This window comes from Pararhizobium sp. DWP3-4 (assembly GCF_049898205.1).
Taxonomy (GTDB): Bacteria; Pseudomonadota; Alphaproteobacteria; order Rhizobiales; family Rhizobiaceae; genus Pararhizobium.
Genome location: NZ_JAFCXF010000007.1, coordinates 309,296 through 332,258, shown reverse-complemented (window position 1 = coordinate 332,258; position 22,963 = coordinate 309,296). Strand labels below are relative to the sequence as shown.

The window sequence follows — 22,963 nt, the reverse complement described above, 5'->3', positions numbered from 1 at the left end:
ACAACCGTTCGAAGAACGCCGATTTCGAAACCAAGGAGCAGCCTATGGCTACCGTAAAAGTCGATACTTCCAATTTTCAGGACGAAGTCCTGAACTCCGTCGAGCCAGTCATCGTCGATTTCTGGGCCGAATGGTGCGGCCCGTGCAAGATGATTGCTCCGAGCCTGGAAGAAATTTCCGTTGAAATGGCCGGCAAGGTCAAGGTCGCCAAGGTCAATATCGACGAGAACCCGGAAATCGCCGCCCAGTATGGCGTGCGTTCGATTCCGACACTCGCCATGTTCAAGGCCGGTGAAGTCGCCGACATCAAGGTCGGTGCTGCGCCGAAGACGGCTCTCACTTCCTGGATTTCCAACGCTGCCGCGTAAGTGGCGTTCAGATTGACTTAAAAAGCCCGGGAAACCGGGCTTTTTTCGTTTCTGTCCAATCATTCAGCCCCGGATACAGGTTCCAGCAATGGAACATGCGGGGCGGCGGTTTTCGGCATCAGGCCGATCACACGCGGGTCGTCATGAACCTCGACCATCAGCTTGTAAGGCTTGAAGCCGGAACGCTGGTAGAAGCCGACGGCGGCCGGGTGATCGAATGTGCAGGTGTGCAGCCAGAACCGTTCGATCGGCTGCGCCCAGGCCTTGGCGATCGCCTGGTTCATCAGGAAGCGGCCGGTTCCCTTACCGATCGCGTCCTTGACGATGCCGAAATAGACCACTTCGCATTCACCGGAAATGCGGAAATCGAGCTCCAGCAAGCCGATATCGCGGTCACCGTCGCACAGCGCATAGGTTTCCATCGACGGATTGGACAGGATGTCCCGCACCTCGTCATCACCCGCACCGAGCATCGACCCCCACAGCCAGTCCTCGCCGACATCGCGAAACAGACGCCGGTAGACATCGAGGTTCTGCGGACCGAGGCGTTTCAAGGTGAACGGCAATTCCGGCAATCCAGCCGTTTCCGGCGGGCGCTTTCGCATTTCCAGAAACGTCACGACATTGGCAACCTTGCCGGCCGGGACGGGCGAATAGCCCTCTGGCAATTCAGGATTATTGTCGTACATGGGCTCTCTCTGATCAGGAATGCACTTGGCCACGCCGTAGCGCTTTACTTCGGCGGCGTACCGTTGTCGGCCAGAACATCGCCGACCAGATAGAGCGAGCCGCCGATCAGGATACGCGGTGCCACCGGATCATCGTCGAACATCGCCGTGATCGCTCCGAGCGCTTCGGCAACCGTTGCCATCGCGCCGGCCTCGAAGCCTGCCGAAGCTGCATCGTCTGCCAGCGCCACCGCATCTATCCCCGCGTCCGAGCCACGGATCGGCACGGTGAACACCTGTTCGGCCAGCCCCTTGAAGGCCTGAAAATAGCCGACCGGATCCTTCGTGTTGATCATGCCGATGATCATGAACAGCGGTCGCGGGTCACGCTCTTCCAGATTGGCCATGGTTTCGGCAATAACCTGACCGGCGCCTGGATTATGCCCGCCATCAACCCAGATTTCCGATCGCGCCGGCGCCAGGCGCGCCAGATTGCCTTCGGTCAGTCTCTGAAGGCGGCCCGGCCATTCGACGGTAACCAGCCCCTTGTCGATGACGGCATCGGATATATCGAAACCAGCGGCCTTTACCGCGCGGATGGCGGCGGCGGCATTGGCATATTGATGGCGGCCGGGCAGGCGCGGAACCGCCAGGTCGGCAAGGCCAAATTCATCCTGATAGACCAAACGGCCGAATTCCTCATGCGCCATGAAGTCTTGTCCATAGACCGAAAGCGGGCACTTCAGCCGTTCCGCGATAGAGATCAGCACGTCGCGCGCCGTGTCTTCCTCCTGGTGGCCAATCACCACCGGGCAGCCGCGCTTCATGATCCCGGCCTTCTCGGCTGCGATCAGTTCAACGCGATCGCCGAGATAGGCCTGATGATCGAGCGAGATCGGCATGATGACGGAAACGGCGGGGGTCTTGATGACATTGGTGGCATCGAACCGTCCGCCGAGGCCAACTTCGATGATGACGACATCGGCCGGGTGCTCTGAAAACAGCACGAAGGTGACCGCTGTCAGGATTTCGAAGACGGTGATCTTCTGGCCGGCATTGGCCTCGCCGACGCGGCGAACGGCATCGGCCAGCACGGCATCGCTGACCAGCGCGCCGCGTTCGCCCTTTTTGCCGAGGCGATAACGCTCGTGCCAATTGACCAGGTGCGGAGACGTATGGACATGGACGGCGAGGCCGGCGGCCTCGAGGATGGCGCGGGAAAAAGCGGTGACCGAGCCCTTGCCGTTGGTGCCGGCCACATGGATGACGGGTGGCAGCCTGTCCTGCGGGTTGCCAAGCACAGCGAGAAGCCGCGTGATCCTGTCCAGCGAAAGGTCGAAGCCCTTCGGGTGAAGTGCGAGCAGCTTGTCGATTTCCTGCCCAGCTTCGGACACCTGCACCGTGCTCATCACCGCTCCTCCAACTGCCGCCGGAGCGCCGGGCGCTCATTCAAGCGCGCTCAAGACGCGCCAATCCCAAATGATCTCATCGCTTGCGGGCGACCGGGGCAATCCCGAGCGCCCTTCGTATTTTTAAGCTCAGGCGCTGGCGGCCATGGGGACCGCAGCGATCGCGGTGCTGCCATTCAGCTTGGCGGCATCGACGGGCTTCTTCATCAGGATCTTCAGGACACGGGCCAGCGTGTCTGGAATATCGTGACGCTTGATGACCATGTCGATCATGCCGTGTTCCATCAGGTATTCCGACGTCTGGAAACCCTCCGGCAGCTTTTCGCGAATGGTCTGCTCAATGACGCGCTTGCCGGCAAAGCAGATCTCGGCACCGGGCTCGGCCAGATGCAGGTCACCCAGCATGGCATAGGACGCGGTCACGCCACCCGTGGTCGGGTTGGTCAGCACGACGATATAGGGAAGTCCTGCTTCCTTGAGCATCTGCACGGCAACAGTGGTGCGCGGCAGCTGCATCAGCGACAGGATGCCTTCCTGCATGCGGGCGCCGCCCGAAGCCGGGAAAATCACCAGCGGGCATTTTTCCGCGATTGCCTTTTCGAACGCCTTGACGATCGCCTCTCCGGCGGCCATGCCGAGCGAGCCGCCCATGAAGTTGAATTCATGCACGACGCCGACCAGCTTGACGCCACGGCAGCGGCCGACACCGGCGACGATCGTGTCTTCAAGATCGGTCTTGATGCGGCTGTCGCGCAGGCGATCGACATATTTCTTCGAATCGCGGAACTTCAGCGGGTCCTGCGCCACCTTCGGCTGCGGCAGAGCTTCGTAGACGCCGTCATCGAACAGATCCTTCAACCGCGCCTTGGCCGGCATCTTCATATGGAAGCCGGATGCGGGGATGACCCATTTGTTTTCCTCGAGATCGCGGTGAAACACCATCTCGCCGGTTTCCGGGCATTTGATCCAGAGATTTTCCGGAACTTCCCGGCGACCGAGCATCGAGTTGATCTTCGGTCGAACGTAATTTGTGATCCAGTTCAAATCCAAACTCCTGAATAGTCAAAACCGGTCGTGGCCCAGAATATGGGCATTTATTCGGCCGCGACAAGTTTCGCGGAACGAACGCCGGCCGCGAGGCCGCGAACCAGCGTTTCCACGCCCGGTACCGTTGCCCCTGTTGATTGTCCGTCTTCTGTCAGGCTGGACGCCACCTGGTTGATGATAGCGGTGCCAACGACCACACCATCCGCCGATGCGCCGATGGCACGGGCATGCTCAGCCGTCTTGACGCCGAAGCCGACGCAGACCGGAAGTTTCGTATGGCCCTTGATCCGCTGTACGGCACCGCCGATAACAGTGGGATCAGGCAGAGCCGAGCCGGTGATGCCGTTCATCGAAACATAATAGACGAAACCGGACGTATTTTCGAGAACCTTCGGCAACCGCTTGTCGTCCGTGGTCGGCGTCGCCAGGCGAATGAAGTTGATATCCTTCTTCAACGCTGGAATGCACAGCTCATCATCCATTTCGGGCGGCAGATCGACAACGATCAGGCCGTCGATACCGCACGCCAAAGCGTCGTCGAGAAAACGCTCGACGCCATGGATATAGATCGGGTTGTAATACCCCATCAGAACGATCGGCGTGTGCTGATCGCCTTCGCGGAAAAGTCGGGCGATTTCCAAGGTCTTTGCCAAAGTCTGGCCGCCCTTCAGCGCGCGCTGACCTGCCAGCTGGATTGCCGGACCATCGGCCATCGGGTCGGAAAAGGGCATGCCGAGCTCGATGATATCGGAACCGGCAGACGGCAGGGCCTTCATGATTGCCAGCGATGTGTCGAAATCCGGATCGCCAGCCATGAAATAGGTGACCAGCGCCGGCCGGCCTTCGGCAGCCAGATCGGCAAATCGTTTGTCCATGCGTGCGGTCATGCTGTTACAGCCCCATTCCAAGCAATTTGCCGACAGTGAAGATATCCTTGTCGCCGCGGCCCGACAGGTTCATCAGGATGATCTCGTCCTTGCCCATCGTCGGCGCCCGCTTGATCACTTCGGCAATCGCGTGGCTCGGCTCCAGTGCCGGAATGATCCCCTCAAGCCGTGTGAGCAGCTGGAACGCTTCCAGCGCCTCATGGTCCATGATCGGCACATAATCGACACGGCCGATGTCGGCGAGCCAGGAATGTTCGGGACCGATGCCGGGATAATCGAGGCCGGCCGATATCGAATGGCCTTCCTTGATCTGGCCATCGCTGTCCTGCAGCAGGTAAGTACGGTTTCCGTGCAGCACGCCCGGCGAGCCCGCCGTGATCGACGCACAGTGCTCGTCGCCTTCCAGGCCCTTGCCGCCGGCTTCGACGCCGACGATCTTGACCGATTCGTCGTCAAGGAACGGATGGAAGATGCCGATCGCATTCGATCCGCCACCGACGGCAGCAATGACCAGATCCGGCAGGCGGCCTTCGGCCTCGAGCATCTGCTGCTTGGCTTCGATGCCGATCACCGACTGGAAGTCGCGGACCATTTCCGGATAGGGGTGCGGACCGGCAGCGGTGCCGATCAGGTAATAGGTATCGTCGACATTGGTGACCCAGTCACGCAGGGCCTCGTTCATCGCATCCTTCAGCGTCCCGGATCCGGCCGTGACCGGCTTGACCTCGGCACCGAGCAGCTTCATGCGGAACACGTTCGGCGCCTGGCGCTCGACATCGGTCGCGCCCATATAGACGACGCAGGGAAGACCGAAGCGGGCGGCAACGGTGGCGGACGCCACGCCATGCTGGCCGGCACCGGTTTCGGCGATGATGCGGGTCTTGCCCATGCGCTTGGCCAGAAGGATCTGGCCGATGCAATTGTTGATCTTGTGCGAACCGGTATGGTTCAGCTCTTCGCGCTTGAAGTAGATCTTGGCGCCGCCAAGATGCTCCGTCAGGCGTTCGGCGAAATAGAGCGGGCTGGGGCGGCCGATATAATGGGCACCGAGATGTTTCAGCTCGGCCTGGAATTCCGGATCGGTCTTGGCCTTGTCCCACTCGGCCTGCAGGTCGAGGATAAGCGGCATTAAAGTTTCGGCGACGAAACGGCCACCGAAAATACCGAAGCGGCCATCTTCGTCGGGTCCGGTCTTGAACGAATTCAGGTTTGGCTTCTCGTTCACTTGCTTCTCCCTGCCAATGTTCTGGCTCCGGCCATATCCGCTTGCGCGCGGGAAACAGCCTCGAAAAACTCTTCCATACGCGCCAGATTCTTGACACCCGGCGCGCTTTCCACACCTGAGGACGTATCGATGGCCTTGGCGCCGGTCAGAGCCAGGGCTTCACCGATATTCTCCGCATTCAAACCACCGGAAAGCATGTAATCGACGCTTTCGTCAAGCGCATGCAAGAGCTTCCAGTCGAAAGACACGCCGTTGCCACCCGGCAGCTCCGAGCCCTTCGGGGGCTTGGCGTCGAACAGGAAGCGGTCGGCTATTCCTATATAGGGTTCGATCCGCCGGAGATCATCAGCCTCACGAATCGAGAGCGCCTTGATGACCGGCAATCCGTAGACCGCCTTGACGTTCAGGACACGCTCGGGGCTCTCATTGCCGTGAAGCTGGAGAATGTCGGGCGACAGCGCCGAGACGATCTCGTCGAGATCATCATTATCGGCATCGACGGTGACGGCGACGATCTTCGCCTTGCCACGAATGCGCTCGGCCAGCCGGCCGGCATCATCGGGCTCGATATTGCGTGGGCTCTTGGGAAAGAAGATGAAACCCGTATAGCCCGCACCAAGCGCCACGGCCCGATCCACGGCCTCTTCAGTCTTCAGCCCGCAAATTTTGACTTCCGTTTTCATGCACAGCGACCTGACATGAAATATCGTCTGAGTCGAGCTTAAAACCGACAAATGCGGGCTTTCGAGGGCATGCAGATGACAAGGTTTCGATGAAATGATATCATATATCGATATATAGGATATCGATTATGAGAACCTTGATCGACATTACCGAGCTTCAAGTTCAGGCACTTGAAGACATTGCAAGGACGGAAAAGCTGTCGCGCGCAGCGGTGATCCGGGCGGCGATCGATGATTACATCCAGCGCCGCCAGCGCATCGACATCAACGACGCCTTCGGGCTCTGGGGTGAAAGCGCAGTGGACGGCTTGTCTTATCAGGAGAAAGTTCGCAGCGAATGGTGAAGGCACTGTTCGATACCAATATCCTGATCGACTATCTCAATGGTATTGCAAAGGCTCGCGACGAGCTTGCTCTCTATGAGGAAAAGGCCATCAGCATCATTTCATGGATGGAGGTGATGGCCGGCGCACGCGAGGAGGCTGAGGCGGGAACGCGCGCTTTTCTCAATGGTTTTAACCTGGTCGGGCTGACCGCACCGATTGCCGATCTTGCTGTGACGCTTCGCCGCAAGCGGCGCATCAAGCTGCCGGACGCGATTATCGAGGCTTCGGCACAGGCAAACGGCATGTTGCTCATTACGCGAAACACCAAGGATTTCGCGGCCGATTCGCCCTTCGTGCGCATGCCCTATACGATATAGACCCGTTGCATGGCTCCTGAGGCTTCCTATATCCCAGCAGACACACGGAGAACATCATGCGCCTCCTGCTTGCCATCATCCTGCCCTGGCTTCAGTTTTTCACCATCGGCCGGCCCATTGCGGGCATCATCTGCCTTATCCTGCAGGTGACTCTGATCGGCTGGATTCCCGCCGCGATCTGGTCGGTCTACGCTCTTAGCCAGTATAAGACCGACGAGAAAATCAGGGATGCGCTGGGCAATCAATACCGGCGTTGAGCCGCAGACCGTAAACGAGCGATAAGCTCGACAGACTCAATCAAAATCGATTGCGTGGAGCATGGTGCCATTGCGCTTGAGCCAGCGCTTGGCATCGTCCATTGCCGGGCAGAGCTCTTCGCACAGGTCCCAGAAATCCGGCCCGTGATTCATCTCGCGCAGATGTGAAACCTCGTGGGCGGCGAGATAGTCGATCACTTTTGGCGGCGCCATGACGATCCGCCAGGAAAAGCTTAAGGCACCATCAGCAGCGCAGGAGCCCCAGCGGCTGCGCGTATCCTTGAAACTCAGCGACTTCACCTTGCGGCCGACCATCCGGGCGTAGATCGACACCAGCTGTTCCAGGTCCTTGCGGGCCTCCTTCTTGAGGAAATCCGCAATCCGCCGGCGCAGATGTTCCTCGGCACCGCTGACAAGCAGCACCGGCTCGTCATCGATGATTACCGCCTCCGTCAGGCCGCGCAGCTTGCCGGTGCGTTCGATCCGGTGCGCCACGCCGCGCAAAAGAATGGTGCCCCCCTCCTCCAGCACGCTCTCGCCGGAAAACCGGGCGAGCTTAGTCATCAGCCATCCCTGATGGCGATCGAGGAAGGCAGTGATCTCGCGCTCGGGCAATCCGGCTGGAATGGTCATCTTCAGCGCGCGGCCGCCCGGTTCGATGCGCAGCGTCATCCGTGTTGCCCGGGCATTCTGGCGAATGGTCAGCGGCATGACCTTGCCCGCAACGTCGATCGTCCGCGTCACTGGTGGTGGCGGAGATTTGGGCTGACGCGTCTTTCGAAGCAGGGAGAACATGAGTGTCTTGATAACCGATTCGTTTGAAGGACGCATGATCCCGAACGCGCGGAACCCTGTTGAAAAGAAAAACCGGCATCTGGTGGGATGCCGGTTTTATCGTTTGGGTGACCTTATCGATCAGCGCTAGATCAGTTGGCCGGAAAGCCCGGGACCGAACCGGCACCACCGGGATTGCGATCGCGCATGAAACGGTCAAAATCTTCCTGGTCCTTGGCGCGGCGCAGTTCGCGGGCATAGTCGTCGAACTGTTCGCGCATTTCATCAAGCTTGCGGCGTTCCTCGTCGAGGCGGGACAATTCGGCATCGCGCCAGTCGTCGAAAGCAACATTGCCGGTGCCGAAGCTTGAACGGCCATACCGCTGGCTCTTGCGCTTGAACGACGAGCAGAAGCCGTCAACGGTGTTGTTGGCATCCTTCTTGAAGCTTTTCAGCCGTTCGCCGAAAATAATATAGGCAAGCATGGCAAGCCCAAGCGGCCAGAAAATCACGAAACCGAGCACCATCATGGCAATGGTCGCTGGCGTCCAGTCCGGACGGATCAATGCAGATTGGTTCATGTTCAGAAGTCCTCGCTAAAAGTGGGCCTCTCCTTCGGGCCCGCTTATTACGAGATGGGAAGAGGCCTGCCGGTCTGCAAGACAATTGTCCGCAAATTCCTGCAAGCCTCTGATATCGATCGATGAAATCGATATGTTTTGGGGATCAGGCGGTCTTGCCGCCTTTGATCACCCGGCGCACCGGCTTGGCGCTGCGGGCATGCTCGCGTTGGAACGCGGCAATGCGCGGAGCGATTTCGCGGCGGAAACGCGAGCCGTTGAAAACACCGTAATGGCCGACATCCGGCTGCATGTAGTGCAGGCGCATGTTGTCGGGGATGTTGGTACAGATCGTTTGGGCCGCCTGTGTCTGGCCAACGCCGGAAATATCGTCGTTTTCACCTTCCACCGTCAAAAGCGCCACCTTGCGGATCGCAGTCGTGTCCACCTTCTGGCCGCGATGCATCATTTCGCCCTTTGGAAGCGCATGCTTCATGAAGACCACATCGACGGTCTGCAGGTAGAATTCCGCCGTCAGGTCCATCACCGCCATATATTCATCATAGAAATCGCGGTGTTTTTCGGCCGCATCGCCGTCGTTTTTGACGAGATGCTCGAAAAAATCCTTAGTGGCTGTGACATGGCGGTCGAGATTCATCGACATGAAGCCGGACAGTTGAAGAAAGCCTGGATAGACCGGCCGCAGGAATCCGGACTGCGGAAATGGAACCGGCATGACGACGTTGTCACGGAACCAGCTGAGCGGTTTTTCCTTGGCAAGCTTGTTCACCGCTGTCGGATTAATGCGCGTATCGATCGGACCACCCATCAGTGTCATCGACGATGGCGATAGCGGATCGTCATTGGCTTCCATGACGGCAACGGCGGCCAACACAGGCACGGCGGGCTGACAGACGGCGATCACATGCGTGTCGGGGCCAAGGAAATGCAGGATATTGATGATGTAATCGACATAATCCTCGAGGTCGAAGGTACCCTCCGTCAGGGGCACCGTGCGCGCATCAATCCAATCTGTGATGTAGATATCCGACTGCGGCAACAGCGCCTCGACGGTGCCGCGCAACAACGTGGCATAATGGCCGGACATCGGTGCAACGATCAGTACCTTCGGATCGGATGCCCTGCCCTTAGGCAAATCACGCTGGAAATGGATGAGATTGCAGAACGGTTCGCGCCAGACGATGCGCTCCCGGACTGCAACCGGAACACCATCGATAACGGTTTCAGGCAGGCCGAACTCCGGCTTGCCGTAACGGCGCGTGGTGCGTTCAAAGACTTCGAGGCCGGCAGCGGCGGCCCTGCCCATATAGGTATGCGCAATCGGATTGAGCGGATTGGCATAGGCGAGCCGCATCGCATCGGCGGCCGCCCGCCAGGGGGCCATCATCGCATGATTGAGCTCGTAAAGCTGGTAGAACATCGGAAGCGTTCTCCTTGTTACCGTAAACGACAACGCCGCTCCCAACCGGACGCAACCTTGCAATTGTTGTTCTTTGCGTCCGCAAGTGAGGCCAACACTAGCACTTTTCTTGTGCGACGCAATAAATATGCCTCAACGCCTCTGTGACAAGACCTTCACAAGCGTGCCACAGAGGGCTTGATAGTAGGTAAAGGCGCTTGCGCGAAGCTGCTTGCGGACAGCGATGCCGGAGACTGCACCGCCGAGCTATCCGGCTACCGGGAGACCTTGACCACGGCCTTGATCAACCCGGTCTTTTCATGCGCCCAGCGTGGCAGATCGACGACGACGGCGTCCAGCGTCGTGCGGTGCGTGATCAGCGACGACACCGGGACATGCCCGGCGCGGATCGATGCCGCCACATGCTCGAAATCCTGCCGCGTCGCATTGCGGCTGCCGACCAGCATCATTTCCCGCTTGTGGAATTCGGGATCGGAGAAACGGATATCGTCCTTCACGACGCTGACGAAGACCAGGCAGCCCCCATGGGCAACAAAGGAAAAGGATTTCTCCATCGAACCACCAAAGCCGGTGGCATCGAAGACCACATCGAAACCATCGCCGCCCGTCGCCGATAAGACGGCCTCCAAGGCGCCGTCCCCGGCCAATATTCCTGCATCAAAATCGAGCCGTTCGGCCGCCATCTGCAGGCGTTCGGCACTTGTATCGAGCAGCGTCACCTGATGGCCGCCGATGCGCGAAAAGAGCGCGGTCCCGAGGCCGATCGGTCCGGCGCCGATGACCAGAGCCCTCGACCCAGCAGGCGCTTGCGAGCGGCGCACCGCATGGGCGCCGATGGCCAGGAATTCGACTGTTGCCGCCGCCTCCAGCGAAAGATCGCCGGCCGGATGGAGATTTTCCTCGGGCACGAGGATTTCCTCGCACAGCGCGCCGTCGGTATGAACCCCCAGAACCTTGATCGCCGTGCAGCAGTTCGGCTTGTCCTTGCGGCACGCGACGCAGATTCCGCAGGACAGATACGGATTGACGATGACCGGCGTGCCCGGAGCCAAGGACACCCCTTCGCCGGGCTCGATTACCGTCGCCGAGATTTCGTGTCCCATGATTCTTGGATATTCGAGATAAGGGTGTTTGCCCTCGAAAATATGATAGTCGGTGCCGCAGATGCCGACATGGCTGACCGCCAGCCGCGCCCAGCCTTTTGGCGGCGAACCCGGGGCTGGTCTGTCGATGATATCCAGGCGCCCGGGCTCGGGGCAGATGGCCGCTTTCATGGCAGGCGTTCCTTGCAGTCTCAATTCGCAGAGGGGTTAATGGCAAAGGCATCCGGCCGGCTTAGAACCGGCAGGACATCCGCGATGATCAGCGCGAACCGCGGCGGCGCAGCTGGTCGAAATAGACGATGACGATGATCAGCACGCCGGTGATGATGCGCTGCACGAAGGCATCGACGTTGAGCAGGTTGGCGCCGTTGTTGATGGTCGCCAGGATGAAGGCGCCGAGCAGCGGCCCATGCACCGACCCGACAGCGCCGAACAGACTGGTGCCGCCGATGACCGACGACGCGATCGCCTGAAGTTCCCATCCTTCCGCTTGAGTCGCATTGCCGATGCCGATGCGCGAGGCGAGCAGCAGGCCAACAAAGGCGGCGCAGGTGGAAGACAGGATATAGGCAAGATAGATCGTACGGTTGACGTTGACGCCGGACAGGCGTGCCGCCTCGCTATTGGAACCGACGGCAAAAAGATAGCGGCCCCAGCGGCTCAGATGCAGAAAGATATAGGCCGGTATGGCAACAACAATGACCATCCAGAACAAGCTGGGAATGCCAATGAACTCGGCACGGGAAAAGTTGGTGAAGCTTTCATCGCTGATGGAAATCGTCGAACCGTGAGTGACGAGCAGGCCTATGCCACGCAACGAGGTCAGTGTTGCCAGCGTGATGATGAAAGGGGGCAGTCCCATGCGGACGATGGCGAAACCGTGAAAGGCGCCGATCAGAACTCCAATCAAAAGTGTAATTGCCATGGCCGGCCAGAGCGGCACGCCATGCTGCAAAAGCCAGGCGACGGTGACGCTGGAGAAACCGACCACGGCACCGACAGAGAGGTCGATACCGGCGGTGATGATGACGAAGGTCTGTCCGACAGCGAGGATCGCCGTCATCGACCCCTGACGCAGCAGGTTGCTGATATTATTGGAGGTCCAGAAACTCGTCGTCGATATGCCGAGCAGCAGCCAGAGGAACAGCAACAGCCCGAGCAAGGTCAGGCCGAACAGGATGTTCATACCCTTCTTCGGCACCGGGGCGGTTTCCGTTGTGGTCTCTACGCTCATGATTGTCCTCCACGCATTTTCTTATCCGGTCTTTTCATCATGCTAGACGCCGATCGCCTGGGTCAGCACTTCCTCATGAGAGGCACTGCGATAGGTGTGGCTGGCGACAAGCTTCCCCTGGCGGAACACGTGCAGCCGGTCCGAAAGCTCGTAGACTTCAGGCAGATAGGACGAGATCAGGATGATGCCGGCCCCCTGTTCCAGAAGCCTGGCAAACAGCCGGTAGATTTCCGCCTTGGTGCCGACATCGACGCCGACGGTCGGTTCGTCGAAGATGAACAGCTTGGCGCCATGGCTCAGCCATTTGCCGATGACGATCTTCTGCTGGTTGCCGCCGGACATGGCCGAAGCCAAAACACGCCGCGTCGGCGTCTTGATCTTCAGGTCGTTGATCTGCCGATCGGCATTGTCGATTTCACTGCGCCGATTGATCGTCAGGCCGCGTGACAGCCGGTCGAACACCGGCAGATTGATGTTAAGACCGATCGGCAGGTTGAGGCAGAGCCCCTGGTCGCGGCGGCTTTCCGGCGCAAGCGCAATGCCGAGGTCCATGGCATCGCGCTCGTTGCGGATCTTGACCTTGCTGCCCTGCCAATGGACTTCTCCGGCGCTCAATGGCTGGCGGCCATAGAGACCGAGCGCGAATTCGCTGCGTCCGGCACCGATCAGCCCGTAGAGCCCGACGATTTCCCCGGCCCGCACCGACAGCGAAACATCCAAGAAGCCGGGGCCTGACAGACCGCGCGTCTCGACGATGGTGGCGCCGATCGGCAGCGTTTCCTTGTGATAGATTTGCTCGATGGTGCGGTTGATCATCATCGAAATCAGCTCTGCATCATTGGTCTCGGCGATCTTGCGCGTGCCGATATGGGTGCCGTCGCGCAGCACCGAAACCCGGTCGGCCAGCTCGAAAACCTCTTCCATGCGATGGCTGATATAGACGATGGTGACGCCTTCGGCCTGTAGCCGGCGAATGAGCCGGAAGAGCTGTGCCGATTCCTGGCGGGTCAGGTAAGCGGTCGGCTCATCGAAAATCAGGAACTGGGTGCCGCGCATCGCCGCACGCGCCGTCGCCACCAGCTGCTGCTGGCCGATCGTCAGGTCGCTGAGAAGGACGGCGGCCGGTAGATTGAAGCCGAGGTCGTTGAGCACGGCCTGGGCTGCATCGGTCATGGCGCGCTTGCGCATCAGGCCGTTCTTGTTGATCTCGTCGCCCAAAAACATATTGGCCGCGACGGACAGGTGGCGGCACAGCACGACCTCCTGATGCACCGCATTGATGCCGCGCGAAATCGCCTCGTTCGGCGTGGCTAGCTGCACCGCATCGCCGCACCAGAAGACCTCGCCAGACGTTCGCCGGATAACCCCGGTTAGAAGCTTGATCAGCGTCGATTTACCGGCGCCATTTTCGCCGACGATCGCGTGGACTTCGCCTGAAAGAAAGGTGATGTTTGCCGGCTTCAGGGCCTCGACGGCACCGTATTTTTTCTGCAGGCCGCGCAGTTCCAGGATCGGTTCGCCCTTGGGAACGGGGTGTTTGGCAATCGTCGCCGCGCCCTCGTGCCGGTGGCTGACATCGTGAAGTCCGGTCATGGCGACTCTCCTCCCAATCCGAAATCGGTTTCAGCACAGCCAAGCCATGCTGAAACAAATCTGGATCGCGTTATGCGACAGACGGCAGACCGTCATCGGAACGGCCTGCCGTGTTGTTTCGATCAGTTAACCTTCGGGTTCAGAAGAGCGTCGATCTTCGGATCGGCCATGTTGGCCTTGGTCACCAGGTTTGCGCCGGTATCGACGTTGGCCTCGACCTTTTCCTTTTTCGAAGCAGCCAGAGCGGTTTTGATGCCGTCATAGCCCATGCGATAAGGATCCTGCACGACGAGGCCGGCGAGAACGCCTTCCTTGAGGAAGCCGACCGTCTTTTCGTCGCTGTCGAAACCGATGACCTTGATCTTGTCGCCGAGCTTGTTTTCAGCGATCGCCTGGCCAACGCCCTGCGCCATGATCAGGTTGGACGCGAAGACGCCAACGAGGTTCGGGTTCGCGGTGATCAGGTCGGTCATCATGTTGAGGCCGGTGGTTGCCTGGCCGTCGGCATATTTGTCGGCAACGACCTTGAGGCCCGGATATTTGGCAGTGATGACTTCGACGAAGCCTTCGTGGCGCTGATCCAGCGACCCGACACCCGGCAGGCTGGTGATGATGGCGATTTCGCCTTCTTCCTTGCCCGTTGCTTCCTTGATGGCAGCTGCAAGACCGTCGGCTGCGATGCGGCCGCCCTGGACGTTGTCGGTGGTCAGGAATGAGGTGAAGGCCTTCGAGTCGGCACCGGAGTCGATGCCGATGATCGGCACGGTCTTGGCAGCTTCATCGATCGGCTTGCCGAGCGCCTTGAATTCCGTCGGCGAGATGACGACAGCGGCCGGAGCACCAGCAACGGCATTTTCCAGAATGGTGATCTGGCCGTTGATGTCGGATTCCGACTGGGCGCCGAGTTCCGGCACGTTGACGCCGAGATCCTTGCCGGCAGCGCGGGCGCCGGCCAGAACGATCTGCCAGTAGAACGACGTGGTATCCTTGACGATGATCGGGATTGTGACATCCTGTGCGAACGACGCCATCGGCATCATCGTTGCGAAAACAGCGGCACCGGCCAGGCTGGTAAAGTCGCGGCGCGACAGGATATTCTTCATAAGAGTCATGGTGTTGTTCTCCTCCAACAACGTCTTGTTCAGTTCTCCTCAGACCGGGCCGCAAGACGCAAACGGCTCGATCTTTTATCCATAAAAAACATTTTGCCTTGGCAAGCTATCTCAGCAATTTCGAAATTGCAAGCGGTCCAGCATTTCCTCGAACATTGCTTGCCTCCCAGCGCCAAGCCTTTGTTTTTTCATCGCGAAGATGAACCGGCCCGCCTCCATGGGCCGGGTTCCGCTGCCCGTGTCAGACGCGGTAGAGTTCCTGCGGATGCACGACACCCTTTTTCAGGATGATATTTCCGTACAGCCGGAATTCCGTCGTCGCGACGATATAGGCAGCCTTGCGCGAGCGCTCGTAGAAGGCAAAGCGCTCGATCGGCACCACCTTGAAGTCGCCGGCAAGTTTTTTGACCAGGCTCTGGAACTTGACGCAGACATCCGGCACCGCCTGCGGATCGCCGACGACTTCCATGCGCCAGGCGGATTCATCCACGAACGTGTCGAGCGGCATATGGGCGAGGATAGCCTCGAGAATGCTCAGCGCATCGACCCCGTCTGCCCGTACCACCTTCGGCCCCATCGTGCTGACCGGAAAGTTGGCATCGGCAATCACGATCTCGTCCCCATGCCCCATGGTGCGGATCGCATGCAGCAATTCCGGACCGAGCAATGGATGTATTCCCTTCAGCATTCCGTTTTTCCTTTGTCTCTTGAAAGTCGGCTAAACCCGAACAGCGTCTGCGCCGAGTTCGGGGGCTACCAACGTATGCGCTTCGTAAGCCTTGAAATCGTCCGGCTGCAGACGCCGCTCGGTCAATTCCATATTGCGGGTCAGGCTCGACGGTTTGGCTGTTCCGAGAAGAACCGAGGCAACTGCCGGGCTTTGCAACGGAAACTGGATCGCCGGTGCTGCCAGCGGCAGTCCTTGAGATCGCGCAATCGTCTCCATTGCTCTCACCTTGTCGAGAACGTCCGGGGTCGCCGGCATATAGTCGAAATGCGATCCCTCCACCGGACCGGTGGCCAGAATACCCGAATTGAAAACGCCGCCAACCACCAGCGAGGTTTTCTTTTTCTCGCAGAGCGGCAGCAATTCGGCGGTGGCGGTGCGATCAAGAAGCGTATAGCGCCCGGCCAGAAGGATGCAGTCGATATCCGCCTTAGCCATCACATCGAGGCAAACCGGCACTTCATTGACACCCAGACCATAGGCAGCAATGGCACCGCTCGATTTCAGCTGGTCCAGCGCCTTCAGCCCGCCATCCAACAACTGGCGAAGATAGACCGCGTTGCGCTCGGCGCCATGCGTATAGACACCGATATCGTGGACGAAGAGAATATCGATGCGGTTGAGCCCGAGGCGGGCATAGCTGAATTCGACCGAGCGCATGATACCGTCATAGGAATAGTCGTAATCCGTATCGAATGGCAGCGGATCGACGAAACCGTAGCTTGGCACCTCATCGTCGGCGACCGGCCGCTGCAGCCGGCCAACCTTTGTCGACAGAACATAACTGCCCTTGGGCTTGTCACGCAGGAAATCGCCGATGCGACGCTCGGCAAGACCAAACCCGTACCAGGGTGCCGTATCGACGAACCGCAGGCCGGCGGACCAGGCCGCCTCCAGCGTTTCCATGGCCGCTTCGCGCGGGCAGGCCCGGTACATGCCGCCGAGCGGCGCCGTTCCAAAGCTGTATTCGGTGACGGAAAGGTCCGTCTGGCCGATTTTGCGTGTCTGCATCAATTCTCTCCTCCGCTCCAACGGCCGCCCGTCAGAGTGTCGCACCCAGGTGCCAGGGCACGAATTCATTGTCGCCGTAACCGAACAGCTCGCTCTTGGTTTTCTTGCCGGACGCCGTATCGATGATCAGATCGAAGATCTCGCGGCCCATGCCGGCTATCGTCGCGTCACCCGTAGCAATGGTGCCGCAATCGATATCCATGTCTTCCTCCATGGCGCGATACAGTGCCGTGTTGCTGGTCAGCTTGATCGACGGACATGGACGCGAGCCAAAACAGCTGCCTCGACCGGTCGTAAACGTGATGACATTGGCACCGCCCGCGACCTGTCCTGTCGCAGAGACCGGGTCGTAGCCGGGCGTATCCATGAAGACGAGGCCGTGTTCCGTCACCCGCTCGGCATAATGATAGACCGCCGTCAGCGGCGAGCGGCCACCCTTGGCGACGGCACCGAGCGATTTTTCCAGGATCGTCGTCAGGCCGCCGCGCTTGTTGCCCGGCGAAGGATTGTTGTCCAGCGAAGCGCCGTGCATGGCGACATAGTCTTCCCACCAGGAAATCAGGCCGTCGAGTTTTTCCGCGACGCCATCATTGACGGCCCGGCTGCGCAGCAGATGCTCAGCACCGTAGATTTCCGAGGTTTCCGACAGGATGGCCGTACCGCCGGCACCGGCCAGAATATCGACCGCTGCCCCCAAAGCCGGATTGGCCGTAATGCCCGAAAGCCCATCCGAGCCACCGCATTGCAGCCCGACGATGATTTCGCTGACCCGGATCGGAATTCGCTTGGCCGTTCCGATTTCCGCCGCAATCTCCTCAAGCACGCCCAGCGCGCGGGCAACCGCGCGGCGCGAGCCGCCGGCATCCTGAATGTTGAAATGCCGCTTGCCGGCACCGGCGCCCGACTGGCCGTAGAGCGTCAGCTGGTTGACCTCGCAGCCAAGCCCGACCATCAGCACGCCGCCGAAATTCACATGGCGCGTATAGCCGGCAAGGGTCCGGTGCAGGTTCTTCATGCCGTCGCCGGTCGAACTCATGCCACAGCCCTGATCGTGGACGATCGGCACGAAACCGTCGATGCCTTCATAACGCGGCAGAATGACCTTGTTGGCTTCCTCCGCGATGGCACGGCAGACGGTGGTGGAACAGTTGACGCTGGCGATGATGCCGATGAAATTGCGGGTCGCGGCGCGCCCGTCGGCGCGGCGGTAGCCCATGAAGGTTCGGGCCTTGTCGGCGATGCTGGCCGCTTCCGGCGGGACCGGCGCACCGATCGACAGGCGGTCCTGATCGAAGGCCAGATTGTGCGAATGAACGTGGTCGCCCGCAGCGATCTCGACGGTCGCCCGGCCGATCGCCTGGCCGTATTTCACCACCGGTTCGCCGACATGAACGTTATGGATCGCCACCTTATGGCCGGGGTCGATCTTGCCGTTTGCGCGCACGCCGCCCGGCAGTTCACCACCCGCCTCGATGGCCAGCGATGCGACGGCGACATTGTCGTCCGGCGACAAAACGATGAAGGAAGGTGCGGTCACCCTTGGTATCTCCCTGGCAATTCTTATGCGAATGAGCCTCTCATTCATTTTGTCTTTTATCCACAATAGACAGTTTATCGTCAATGGGTATTATGGGATGCGGCTGGAGGGCACGAAGCAAGCACCGCACCAAAAACAAAATCAGGGACGAAACACAATGAACCCGCAGAGCAAAATCGAAGACAGGATCAAACCGGTCGGATAGAGCACGTTAAAAAAACCCCGCCCACGCTTTGGGCTTACAGAACTCATATCCGGTCGATACAGCCATGGCGAAACAGAATACCGTCTTCAAGGACGCCTTCAACCGTTGCCTCAAGCTCCTGGCGGAAACCTCAAGCCTGCCGTCCGAGCCGGAACTGGGCACAACGCTCGGCGTCAGCCGCACGACCATCCGCGCCATTCTGACGCGTATGGAAGAGCTACAGCTGCTGGCCTGGGACAAGCGGGCAAAGGTTGTCCTGCGCCAGCCGAAGCCGGAGGACTATTACCCCGCGGAAGAAACCGATTCGCTGTCCGACATCATCGAGCGCAGTTTCATGCGCCGGATTCTGGCCGGCGGTGCCGAGCCCGGCATGCAGATCAACGAGCTGGAACTGGCGCGCGATATCGGCACCGGCACCACCAGCGTGCGCGAATTCCTGATTCGCTTCAGCCGCTTCGGCCTGATCGAGAAGCGGCCGAACAGCCACTGGATCCTGAAGGGTTTTACCCGCGAGTTTGCGCTGGAACTGACGGAAGTGCGCGAAATGTTCGAACTGCGTTCTGCTGCAAGCTTCACCGCCCTTGCGCCGGAACACACGGCCTGGGCCGATCTCGACCGGATCGAGGCCTTACACTGTGAAATTCTCGCCGATATCGACAATCGCTACAAGGAATTCTCCGAACTCGACGAGCGCTTCCATCTGTTGGTGCACACGTCATCGAGCAACCGGTTCATCATCGATTTCTACGACATCATCACCATCGTCTTTCACTACCACTACCAGTGGAACAAGACGAATGCGCGCGAGCGCAACGCCCGGGCCTTGGAAGAACATCTCGACTATATCGCCGCCCTTCGCTCCCGCGACCCTGTAAAAGTGGAGGCTGCATGCCGCAGACACCTCAAGTCTGCGCGAGAAACCCTGCTCCAGTCCATTCAATAGCCGGATTCAAGATATCATGATCACGCCCATCGTTCAGTTTGGAACCAGCCGATTCCTGCAGGCTCATGCCGATCTTTTCGTCAGTGAGGCACTGGAAAGGGGCGAAGCCATCGGCAAGATCACGATCGTGCAGACCACCGGATCAGTGGAGCGTGCCGCACGCTTAACGGCTTTGGCGGCGCCGGACGGTTTTCCAGTCATCATCAGGGGGCTTGTGGATGGCGCCGAAGTCGATCGCACCCAGCAGGTCAAAAGCGTCTCCCGGGCACTGTCTACTTCGGCCGACTGGGACGAGATCAAGCGGATCGTGGGCACGGAAGCCGAAGTGCTGATCTCCAATACCGGCGATACCGGCTATGCGATCGGGCCAGATGATCTTGCCATGGACATTCCGGCCTCGTTTCCCGGCAAACTGCTGATCCTTTTGCACGAGCGCTATCGCGCAGGCGGCAAGGCGCTGACGGTTCTGCCCTGCGAACTCGTCGCCCGCAACGGTGACACGCTGAAAACGGTAATGCTCGATCTTCAATCTGCTCGTATGGCCGGCGCAGGTTTCAGGGACTGGCTGGAAAACGAAATCATCTGGGCCAACACATTGGTGGACCGGATCGTCTCCGAACCATTGGAGCCTGCCGGAGCGGTGGCAGAGCCCTATGCACTGTGGGCGATAGAGGCGCAGCCCGGGTTAAAACTCCCCTGCAGGCATCCGTCCATTCTGCTGGTCGAAAACCTCTCCCCATACGAGAAGCTGAAGCTACATATCCTCAACCTCGGCCATACGGTGCTGGCCGATATCTGGCTGAAAACCGGGCGGCCGCAGAATGAGACCGTCAAAGCCATCCTGAAAGAACCGGACGTCTTCTCTACGCTGATGGATATCTATGAAACCGAGGTCATCCCCGGCTTTGCCGCAAAAAACCTCGGCGATGAAGCGACCCGCTATCTGGCGCAGACGCTAGACCGGTTCCGGAATCCATTCCTGGAACACCGAATCCGCGATATCGCCAACCATCACGCTGAGAAAATCACCCGGAGGATTGCCGATTGCAAGGCCTGGAGCCCAGATGTGGCGATGCCCAGACTGACAGCGATCATTGAAAGCCGCTGATCAGTAGCCGGCAACCGGCTTGGCATCGCCCTTTTCGCCGGAGAGGAAGTCGTCCCGCAACTTCGTCGTGGCGCTGACCAGCAGCGTCACATCGGTGCCGATTGCCATGAAGTCTGCGCCCATTGCGCGGTACATATGGGCCTGGTCGAGGCTCAGCGTCATGATGCCTCGTGCCTTGCCCGCCTTGCCGATCCGATCGAATGCGTCCTTGATCGCCGCTGTCACTTGCGGATGCCCGGGCTGGCCGAGATATCCCATGTCTGCGGCGAGGTCGGACGGGCCGATGAACAGGCCGTCAACGCCATCGAGCGCCGCGATATCGTCCAGCGCCGCCAAACCGGCACGGCTTTCGATCTGTACGATCAGGCAAATCTCGTCATTGGCGGTTTCAAGGTAGTCAGCGATCCGGCTGAACTGCGATGCCCGGCCAAGGGCGGCACCGACGCCACGTACGCCATGCGGCGGATAGCGCACGGCGCGCACCAATGCCTGCGCCTGTTCAATACTTTCCACCATCGGGATCAGCAATGTCTGAGCGCCGGTGTCGAGGATCTGCTTGATCAGCCAGGTTTCACCGATCGGAAGCCGGACCATCGGATGGCTGCCGGAGCGGGCCACAGCCTGGATTTGCGCCGACAGAAGCGGAATATCGTTCGGCCCATGTTCGCCATCGATCAGCAGCCAGTCATAACCGCTGCCCGAGACGATTTCCGCTGCATAGGGACTGGCCAGCGCTACCCAGAGACCCAGCTGAAAACGATCCTCGCGGAGCGCGGCTTTGAAGGTGTTTTTCGGGGCGGGCATGGCTGTCTCCTGCTGTCTTAGGCGTTTGTACCGTCAAACGAAAAAACCGGCCAGAACTATCCAGCCGGTTCTCTTCAAAACCTGATTGGCAGATCAGGAAATGCCGCCGAGGCAGACATATTTGATCTCGGTGAATTCCTCGATGCCGTATTTCGAGCCTTCGCGCCCAAGGCCGGACAGCTTGACGCCGCCAAACGGTGCCTCGGCCGTCGAAATCAGGCCGGTATTGACCCCGACCATGCCGTATTCCAGCGCTTCGGCAACGCGGAAGACGCGTGACAGATCCTTGGCATAGAAATAAGACGCCAAGCCGAATTCGGTGTCGTTTGCCTGCTCGATGACATCCGCCTCGGACTTGAAGCGGAACAGCGGCGCAAGAGGACCGAAGGTTTCTTCGCGGGCAACAGCCATGTCCTTGGTGACATCGGCCAGAATCGTCGCTTCGAAAAACGTGCCGCCGAGCGCATGCGGCTTGCCGCCCGCCAGGATGCGTGCGCCCTTTTTCAAGGCGTCGGCAATGTGCTCCTCAACTTTGTTGAGGGCTGCCTTGTCGATCAACGGTCCGAGAATCACACCTTCATCGAAACCATTGCCAGTCTTCAGTTTACCGACAGCCGTTGCCAGCTTTTCAGCAAAGGCATCGTAGACGCCGTCCTGAACATAGATGCGGTTGGCGCAGACGCAGGTCTGGCCGTTGTTGCGATATTTGGCGATCAGCGCACCTTCGACGGCCGCGTCGAGATCGGCATCATCAAAAACGATGAAAGGCGCATTACCGCCGAGCTCGAGGCCGAGCTTCTTGATGGTCGGCGCGCTCTGCTTGTAGAGTTCGGTGCCGATTTCGGTCGAACCGGTAAAGGTCAGCTTTCGCACCGTGGGATTGGACGTCATTTCGGCGCCGATCGCTGCGGCCGAGCCGGTGATGACGCTGAACAGACCCTTCGGCAGGCCGGCGCGTTCGGCCAGAACCGCAATGGCAATCGCCGAAAATGGCGTCTGCGAGGCCGGCTTCAAAACCATGGCGCAGCCGGCAGCAAAGGCAGGACCAGCCTTGCGGGTGATCATCGCATTCGGAAAGTTCCACGGCGTGATTGCTGCGACGACGCCGATCGGCTGCTTCATCACCATGATACGCTTATCCGGCTGATGACCGGGAATCATGTCACCGTAGATGCGGCGGCCTTCTTCGGCAAACCATTCGATGAAGCTGGCGCCGTAGACGATTTCGCCGGTGGCTTCCGCCAGCGGCTTGCCCTGTTCGAGCGTCAGGATGCGGCCGAGATCGTCCTTGTTCTCGATCATCAGGTCGTACCATTTGCGCAGCACGGCGCAGCGCTCCTTGGCTGTTCTTGCGGCCCAGCCCTTCTGCGCAATGCGTGCTGCCTCGATGGCTACCTTGGTTTCAGCTGCGCCGAGCTTGGGGACGCGGCCGATGATCTCGCCGGTGGCCGGATTGTTCACCTCGATGGCATTTGTCGGATCTGCTTCGATCCAGTGTTCGCCGACAAGTGCGGCCTGGCGGAACAGCGAAGGGTCTTTCAAGGTCACGGTCATCGGCGGCAGG

24 protein-coding genes are annotated in these 22,963 nt (G+C 59.6%); 6 read left to right on the top strand and 18 right to left on the bottom strand.

The window, feature by feature from the left end:
• Positions 1 to 44 precede the first annotated feature (44 nt).
• Positions 45 to 368 carry a thioredoxin gene (gene trxA / locus ACP7E6_RS20010; protein WP_060640366.1) on the top strand — a complete coding sequence of 108 codons (324 nt, stop codon included), beginning with the start codon at positions 45 to 47 and terminating at the stop codon, positions 366 to 368.
• Between the two features lie 59 nt (positions 369 to 427).
• Here trxA and ACP7E6_RS20005 read toward each other — a convergent pair whose 3' ends face one another.
• The 6 genes from ACP7E6_RS20005 to ACP7E6_RS19980 form a co-directional block, all read right to left on the bottom strand.
• Entirely contained in the window at positions 428 to 1,057 is a 630-nt protein-coding gene (locus ACP7E6_RS20005) for a GNAT family N-acetyltransferase (RefSeq protein WP_426231457.1), read from the bottom strand.
• A gap of 44 nt (positions 1,058 to 1,101) precedes the next feature.
• The gene (locus ACP7E6_RS20000) at positions 1,102 to 2,445 is read right to left on the bottom strand and encodes a bifunctional folylpolyglutamate synthase/dihydrofolate synthase (protein WP_426231456.1); all 1,344 of its coding nucleotides are present in this window, start codon (positions 2,443 to 2,445) and stop codon (positions 1,102 to 1,104) included.
• A 129-nt stretch (positions 2,446 to 2,574) separates the two neighbouring features.
• Complete coding sequence (gene accD, locus ACP7E6_RS19995) at positions 2,575 to 3,489, bottom strand: acetyl-CoA carboxylase, carboxyltransferase subunit beta (RefSeq protein WP_113247428.1); 915 nt, start codon at positions 3,487 to 3,489, stop codon at positions 2,575 to 2,577.
• A gap of 50 nt (positions 3,490 to 3,539) precedes the next feature.
• Complete coding sequence (gene trpA, locus ACP7E6_RS19990) at positions 3,540 to 4,379, bottom strand: tryptophan synthase subunit alpha (protein WP_426231455.1); 840 nt, start codon at positions 4,377 to 4,379, stop codon at positions 3,540 to 3,542.
• Positions 4,380 to 4,383: 4 nt separating this feature from the next.
• The gene (gene trpB, locus ACP7E6_RS19985; RefSeq protein WP_426231454.1) at positions 4,384 to 5,604 is read right to left on the bottom strand and encodes a tryptophan synthase subunit beta; all 1,221 of its coding nucleotides are present in this window, start codon (positions 5,602 to 5,604) and stop codon (positions 4,384 to 4,386) included.
• Positions 5,601 to 6,287, bottom strand: coding sequence for a phosphoribosylanthranilate isomerase (locus ACP7E6_RS19980; RefSeq protein WP_426231453.1), 687 nt, complete (start codon positions 6,285 to 6,287; stop codon positions 5,601 to 5,603). The genes trpB and ACP7E6_RS19980 overlap by 4 nt, the downstream gene beginning before the upstream one ends.
• A gap of 128 nt (positions 6,288 to 6,415) precedes the next feature.
• On the opposite strand from ACP7E6_RS19980, the gene ACP7E6_RS19975 reads away from it, so the two are divergent.
• The 3 genes from ACP7E6_RS19975 to ACP7E6_RS19965 are packed head-to-tail and all read left to right on the top strand — an operon-like array spanning position 6,416 to position 7,247.
• Positions 6,416 to 6,631 carry a CopG family transcriptional regulator gene (locus ACP7E6_RS19975; protein WP_426231452.1) on the top strand — a complete coding sequence of 72 codons (216 nt, stop codon included), beginning with the start codon at positions 6,416 to 6,418 and terminating at the stop codon, positions 6,629 to 6,631.
• Positions 6,625 to 6,990, top strand: coding sequence for a type II toxin-antitoxin system VapC family toxin (locus tag ACP7E6_RS19970; RefSeq protein WP_426231451.1), 366 nt, complete (start codon positions 6,625 to 6,627; stop codon positions 6,988 to 6,990). The genes ACP7E6_RS19975 and ACP7E6_RS19970 overlap by 7 nt, the downstream gene beginning before the upstream one ends.
• 56 nt (positions 6,991 to 7,046) lie before the next feature.
• The gene (locus ACP7E6_RS19965; RefSeq protein ID WP_426231450.1) at positions 7,047 to 7,247 is read left to right on the top strand and encodes a YqaE/Pmp3 family membrane protein; all 201 of its coding nucleotides are present in this window, start codon (positions 7,047 to 7,049) and stop codon (positions 7,245 to 7,247) included.
• Between the two features lie 36 nt (positions 7,248 to 7,283).
• Here ACP7E6_RS19965 and ACP7E6_RS19960 read toward each other — a convergent pair whose 3' ends face one another.
• The 10 genes from ACP7E6_RS19960 to ACP7E6_RS19915 form a co-directional block, all read right to left on the bottom strand.
• Positions 7,284 to 8,042 carry a M48 family metallopeptidase gene (locus tag ACP7E6_RS19960; RefSeq protein ID WP_426231449.1) on the bottom strand — a complete coding sequence of 253 codons (759 nt, stop codon included), beginning with the start codon at positions 8,040 to 8,042 and terminating at the stop codon, positions 7,284 to 7,286.
• Between the two features lie 131 nt (positions 8,043 to 8,173).
• Positions 8,174 to 8,602, bottom strand: coding sequence for a DUF2852 domain-containing protein (locus ACP7E6_RS19955; protein ID WP_426231448.1), 429 nt, complete (start codon positions 8,600 to 8,602; stop codon positions 8,174 to 8,176).
• A 145-nt stretch (positions 8,603 to 8,747) separates the two neighbouring features.
• Positions 8,748 to 10,022, bottom strand: coding sequence for a polyhydroxyalkanoate depolymerase (gene phaZ / locus ACP7E6_RS19950; RefSeq protein WP_426231447.1), 1,275 nt, complete (start codon positions 10,020 to 10,022; stop codon positions 8,748 to 8,750).
• 254 nt (positions 10,023 to 10,276) lie between these two features.
• Complete coding sequence (locus tag ACP7E6_RS19945; RefSeq protein WP_426231446.1) at positions 10,277 to 11,296, bottom strand: zinc-binding alcohol dehydrogenase family protein; 1,020 nt, start codon at positions 11,294 to 11,296, stop codon at positions 10,277 to 10,279.
• Positions 11,297 to 11,384: 88 nt separating this feature from the next.
• Positions 11,385 to 12,359 (bottom strand): ABC transporter permease, encoded by a 975-nt coding sequence (locus tag ACP7E6_RS19940; RefSeq protein WP_426231445.1) that lies wholly within the window; start codon positions 12,357 to 12,359, stop codon positions 11,385 to 11,387.
• Positions 12,360 to 12,401: 42 nt separating this feature from the next.
• Positions 12,402 to 13,952, bottom strand: coding sequence for a sugar ABC transporter ATP-binding protein (locus ACP7E6_RS19935; RefSeq protein WP_426231444.1), 1,551 nt, complete (start codon positions 13,950 to 13,952; stop codon positions 12,402 to 12,404).
• A 122-nt stretch (positions 13,953 to 14,074) separates the two neighbouring features.
• On the bottom strand, positions 14,075 to 15,064 hold the full coding sequence (locus ACP7E6_RS19930; RefSeq protein ID WP_426231443.1) for an ABC transporter substrate-binding protein: 990 nt from the start codon (positions 15,062 to 15,064) through the stop codon (positions 14,075 to 14,077).
• Positions 15,065 to 15,305: 241 nt separating this feature from the next.
• A complete protein-coding gene (locus ACP7E6_RS19925; protein ID WP_426231442.1) occupies positions 15,306 to 15,752 on the bottom strand; it encodes an RbsD/FucU family protein in 447 nt (148 codons plus the stop codon).
• A gap of 30 nt (positions 15,753 to 15,782) precedes the next feature.
• The gene (locus tag ACP7E6_RS19920; RefSeq protein WP_426231441.1) at positions 15,783 to 16,802 is read right to left on the bottom strand and encodes an aldo/keto reductase; all 1,020 of its coding nucleotides are present in this window, start codon (positions 16,800 to 16,802) and stop codon (positions 15,783 to 15,785) included.
• A gap of 31 nt (positions 16,803 to 16,833) precedes the next feature.
• Entirely contained in the window at positions 16,834 to 18,339 is a 1,506-nt protein-coding gene (locus tag ACP7E6_RS19915) for a UxaA family hydrolase (protein WP_426231440.1), read from the bottom strand.
• 269 nt (positions 18,340 to 18,608) lie between these two features.
• Here ACP7E6_RS19915 and ACP7E6_RS19910 point away from each other — a divergent pair, with 269 nt between their 5' ends.
• Complete coding sequence (locus tag ACP7E6_RS19910) at positions 18,609 to 19,487, top strand: FCD domain-containing protein (protein ID WP_426231439.1); 879 nt, start codon at positions 18,609 to 18,611, stop codon at positions 19,485 to 19,487.
• A 16-nt stretch (positions 19,488 to 19,503) separates the two neighbouring features.
• Positions 19,504 to 20,595 carry a mannitol dehydrogenase family protein gene (locus ACP7E6_RS19905; protein ID WP_426231438.1) on the top strand — a complete coding sequence of 364 codons (1,092 nt, stop codon included), beginning with the start codon at positions 19,504 to 19,506 and terminating at the stop codon, positions 20,593 to 20,595.
• On the opposite strand, the gene ACP7E6_RS19900 is transcribed toward ACP7E6_RS19905, so the two are convergent.
• Entirely contained in the window at positions 20,596 to 21,399 is an 804-nt protein-coding gene (locus tag ACP7E6_RS19900) for an aldolase/citrate lyase family protein (RefSeq protein WP_426231437.1), read from the bottom strand.
• Between the two features lie 93 nt (positions 21,400 to 21,492).
• Positions 21,493 to 22,947: an NADP-dependent succinate-semialdehyde dehydrogenase gene (gene gabD, locus ACP7E6_RS19895; protein ID WP_426231503.1), complete on the bottom strand. Its 1,455-nt coding sequence runs from the start codon at positions 22,945 to 22,947 to the stop codon at positions 21,493 to 21,495.
• Positions 22,948 to 22,963 lie beyond the last annotated feature (16 nt).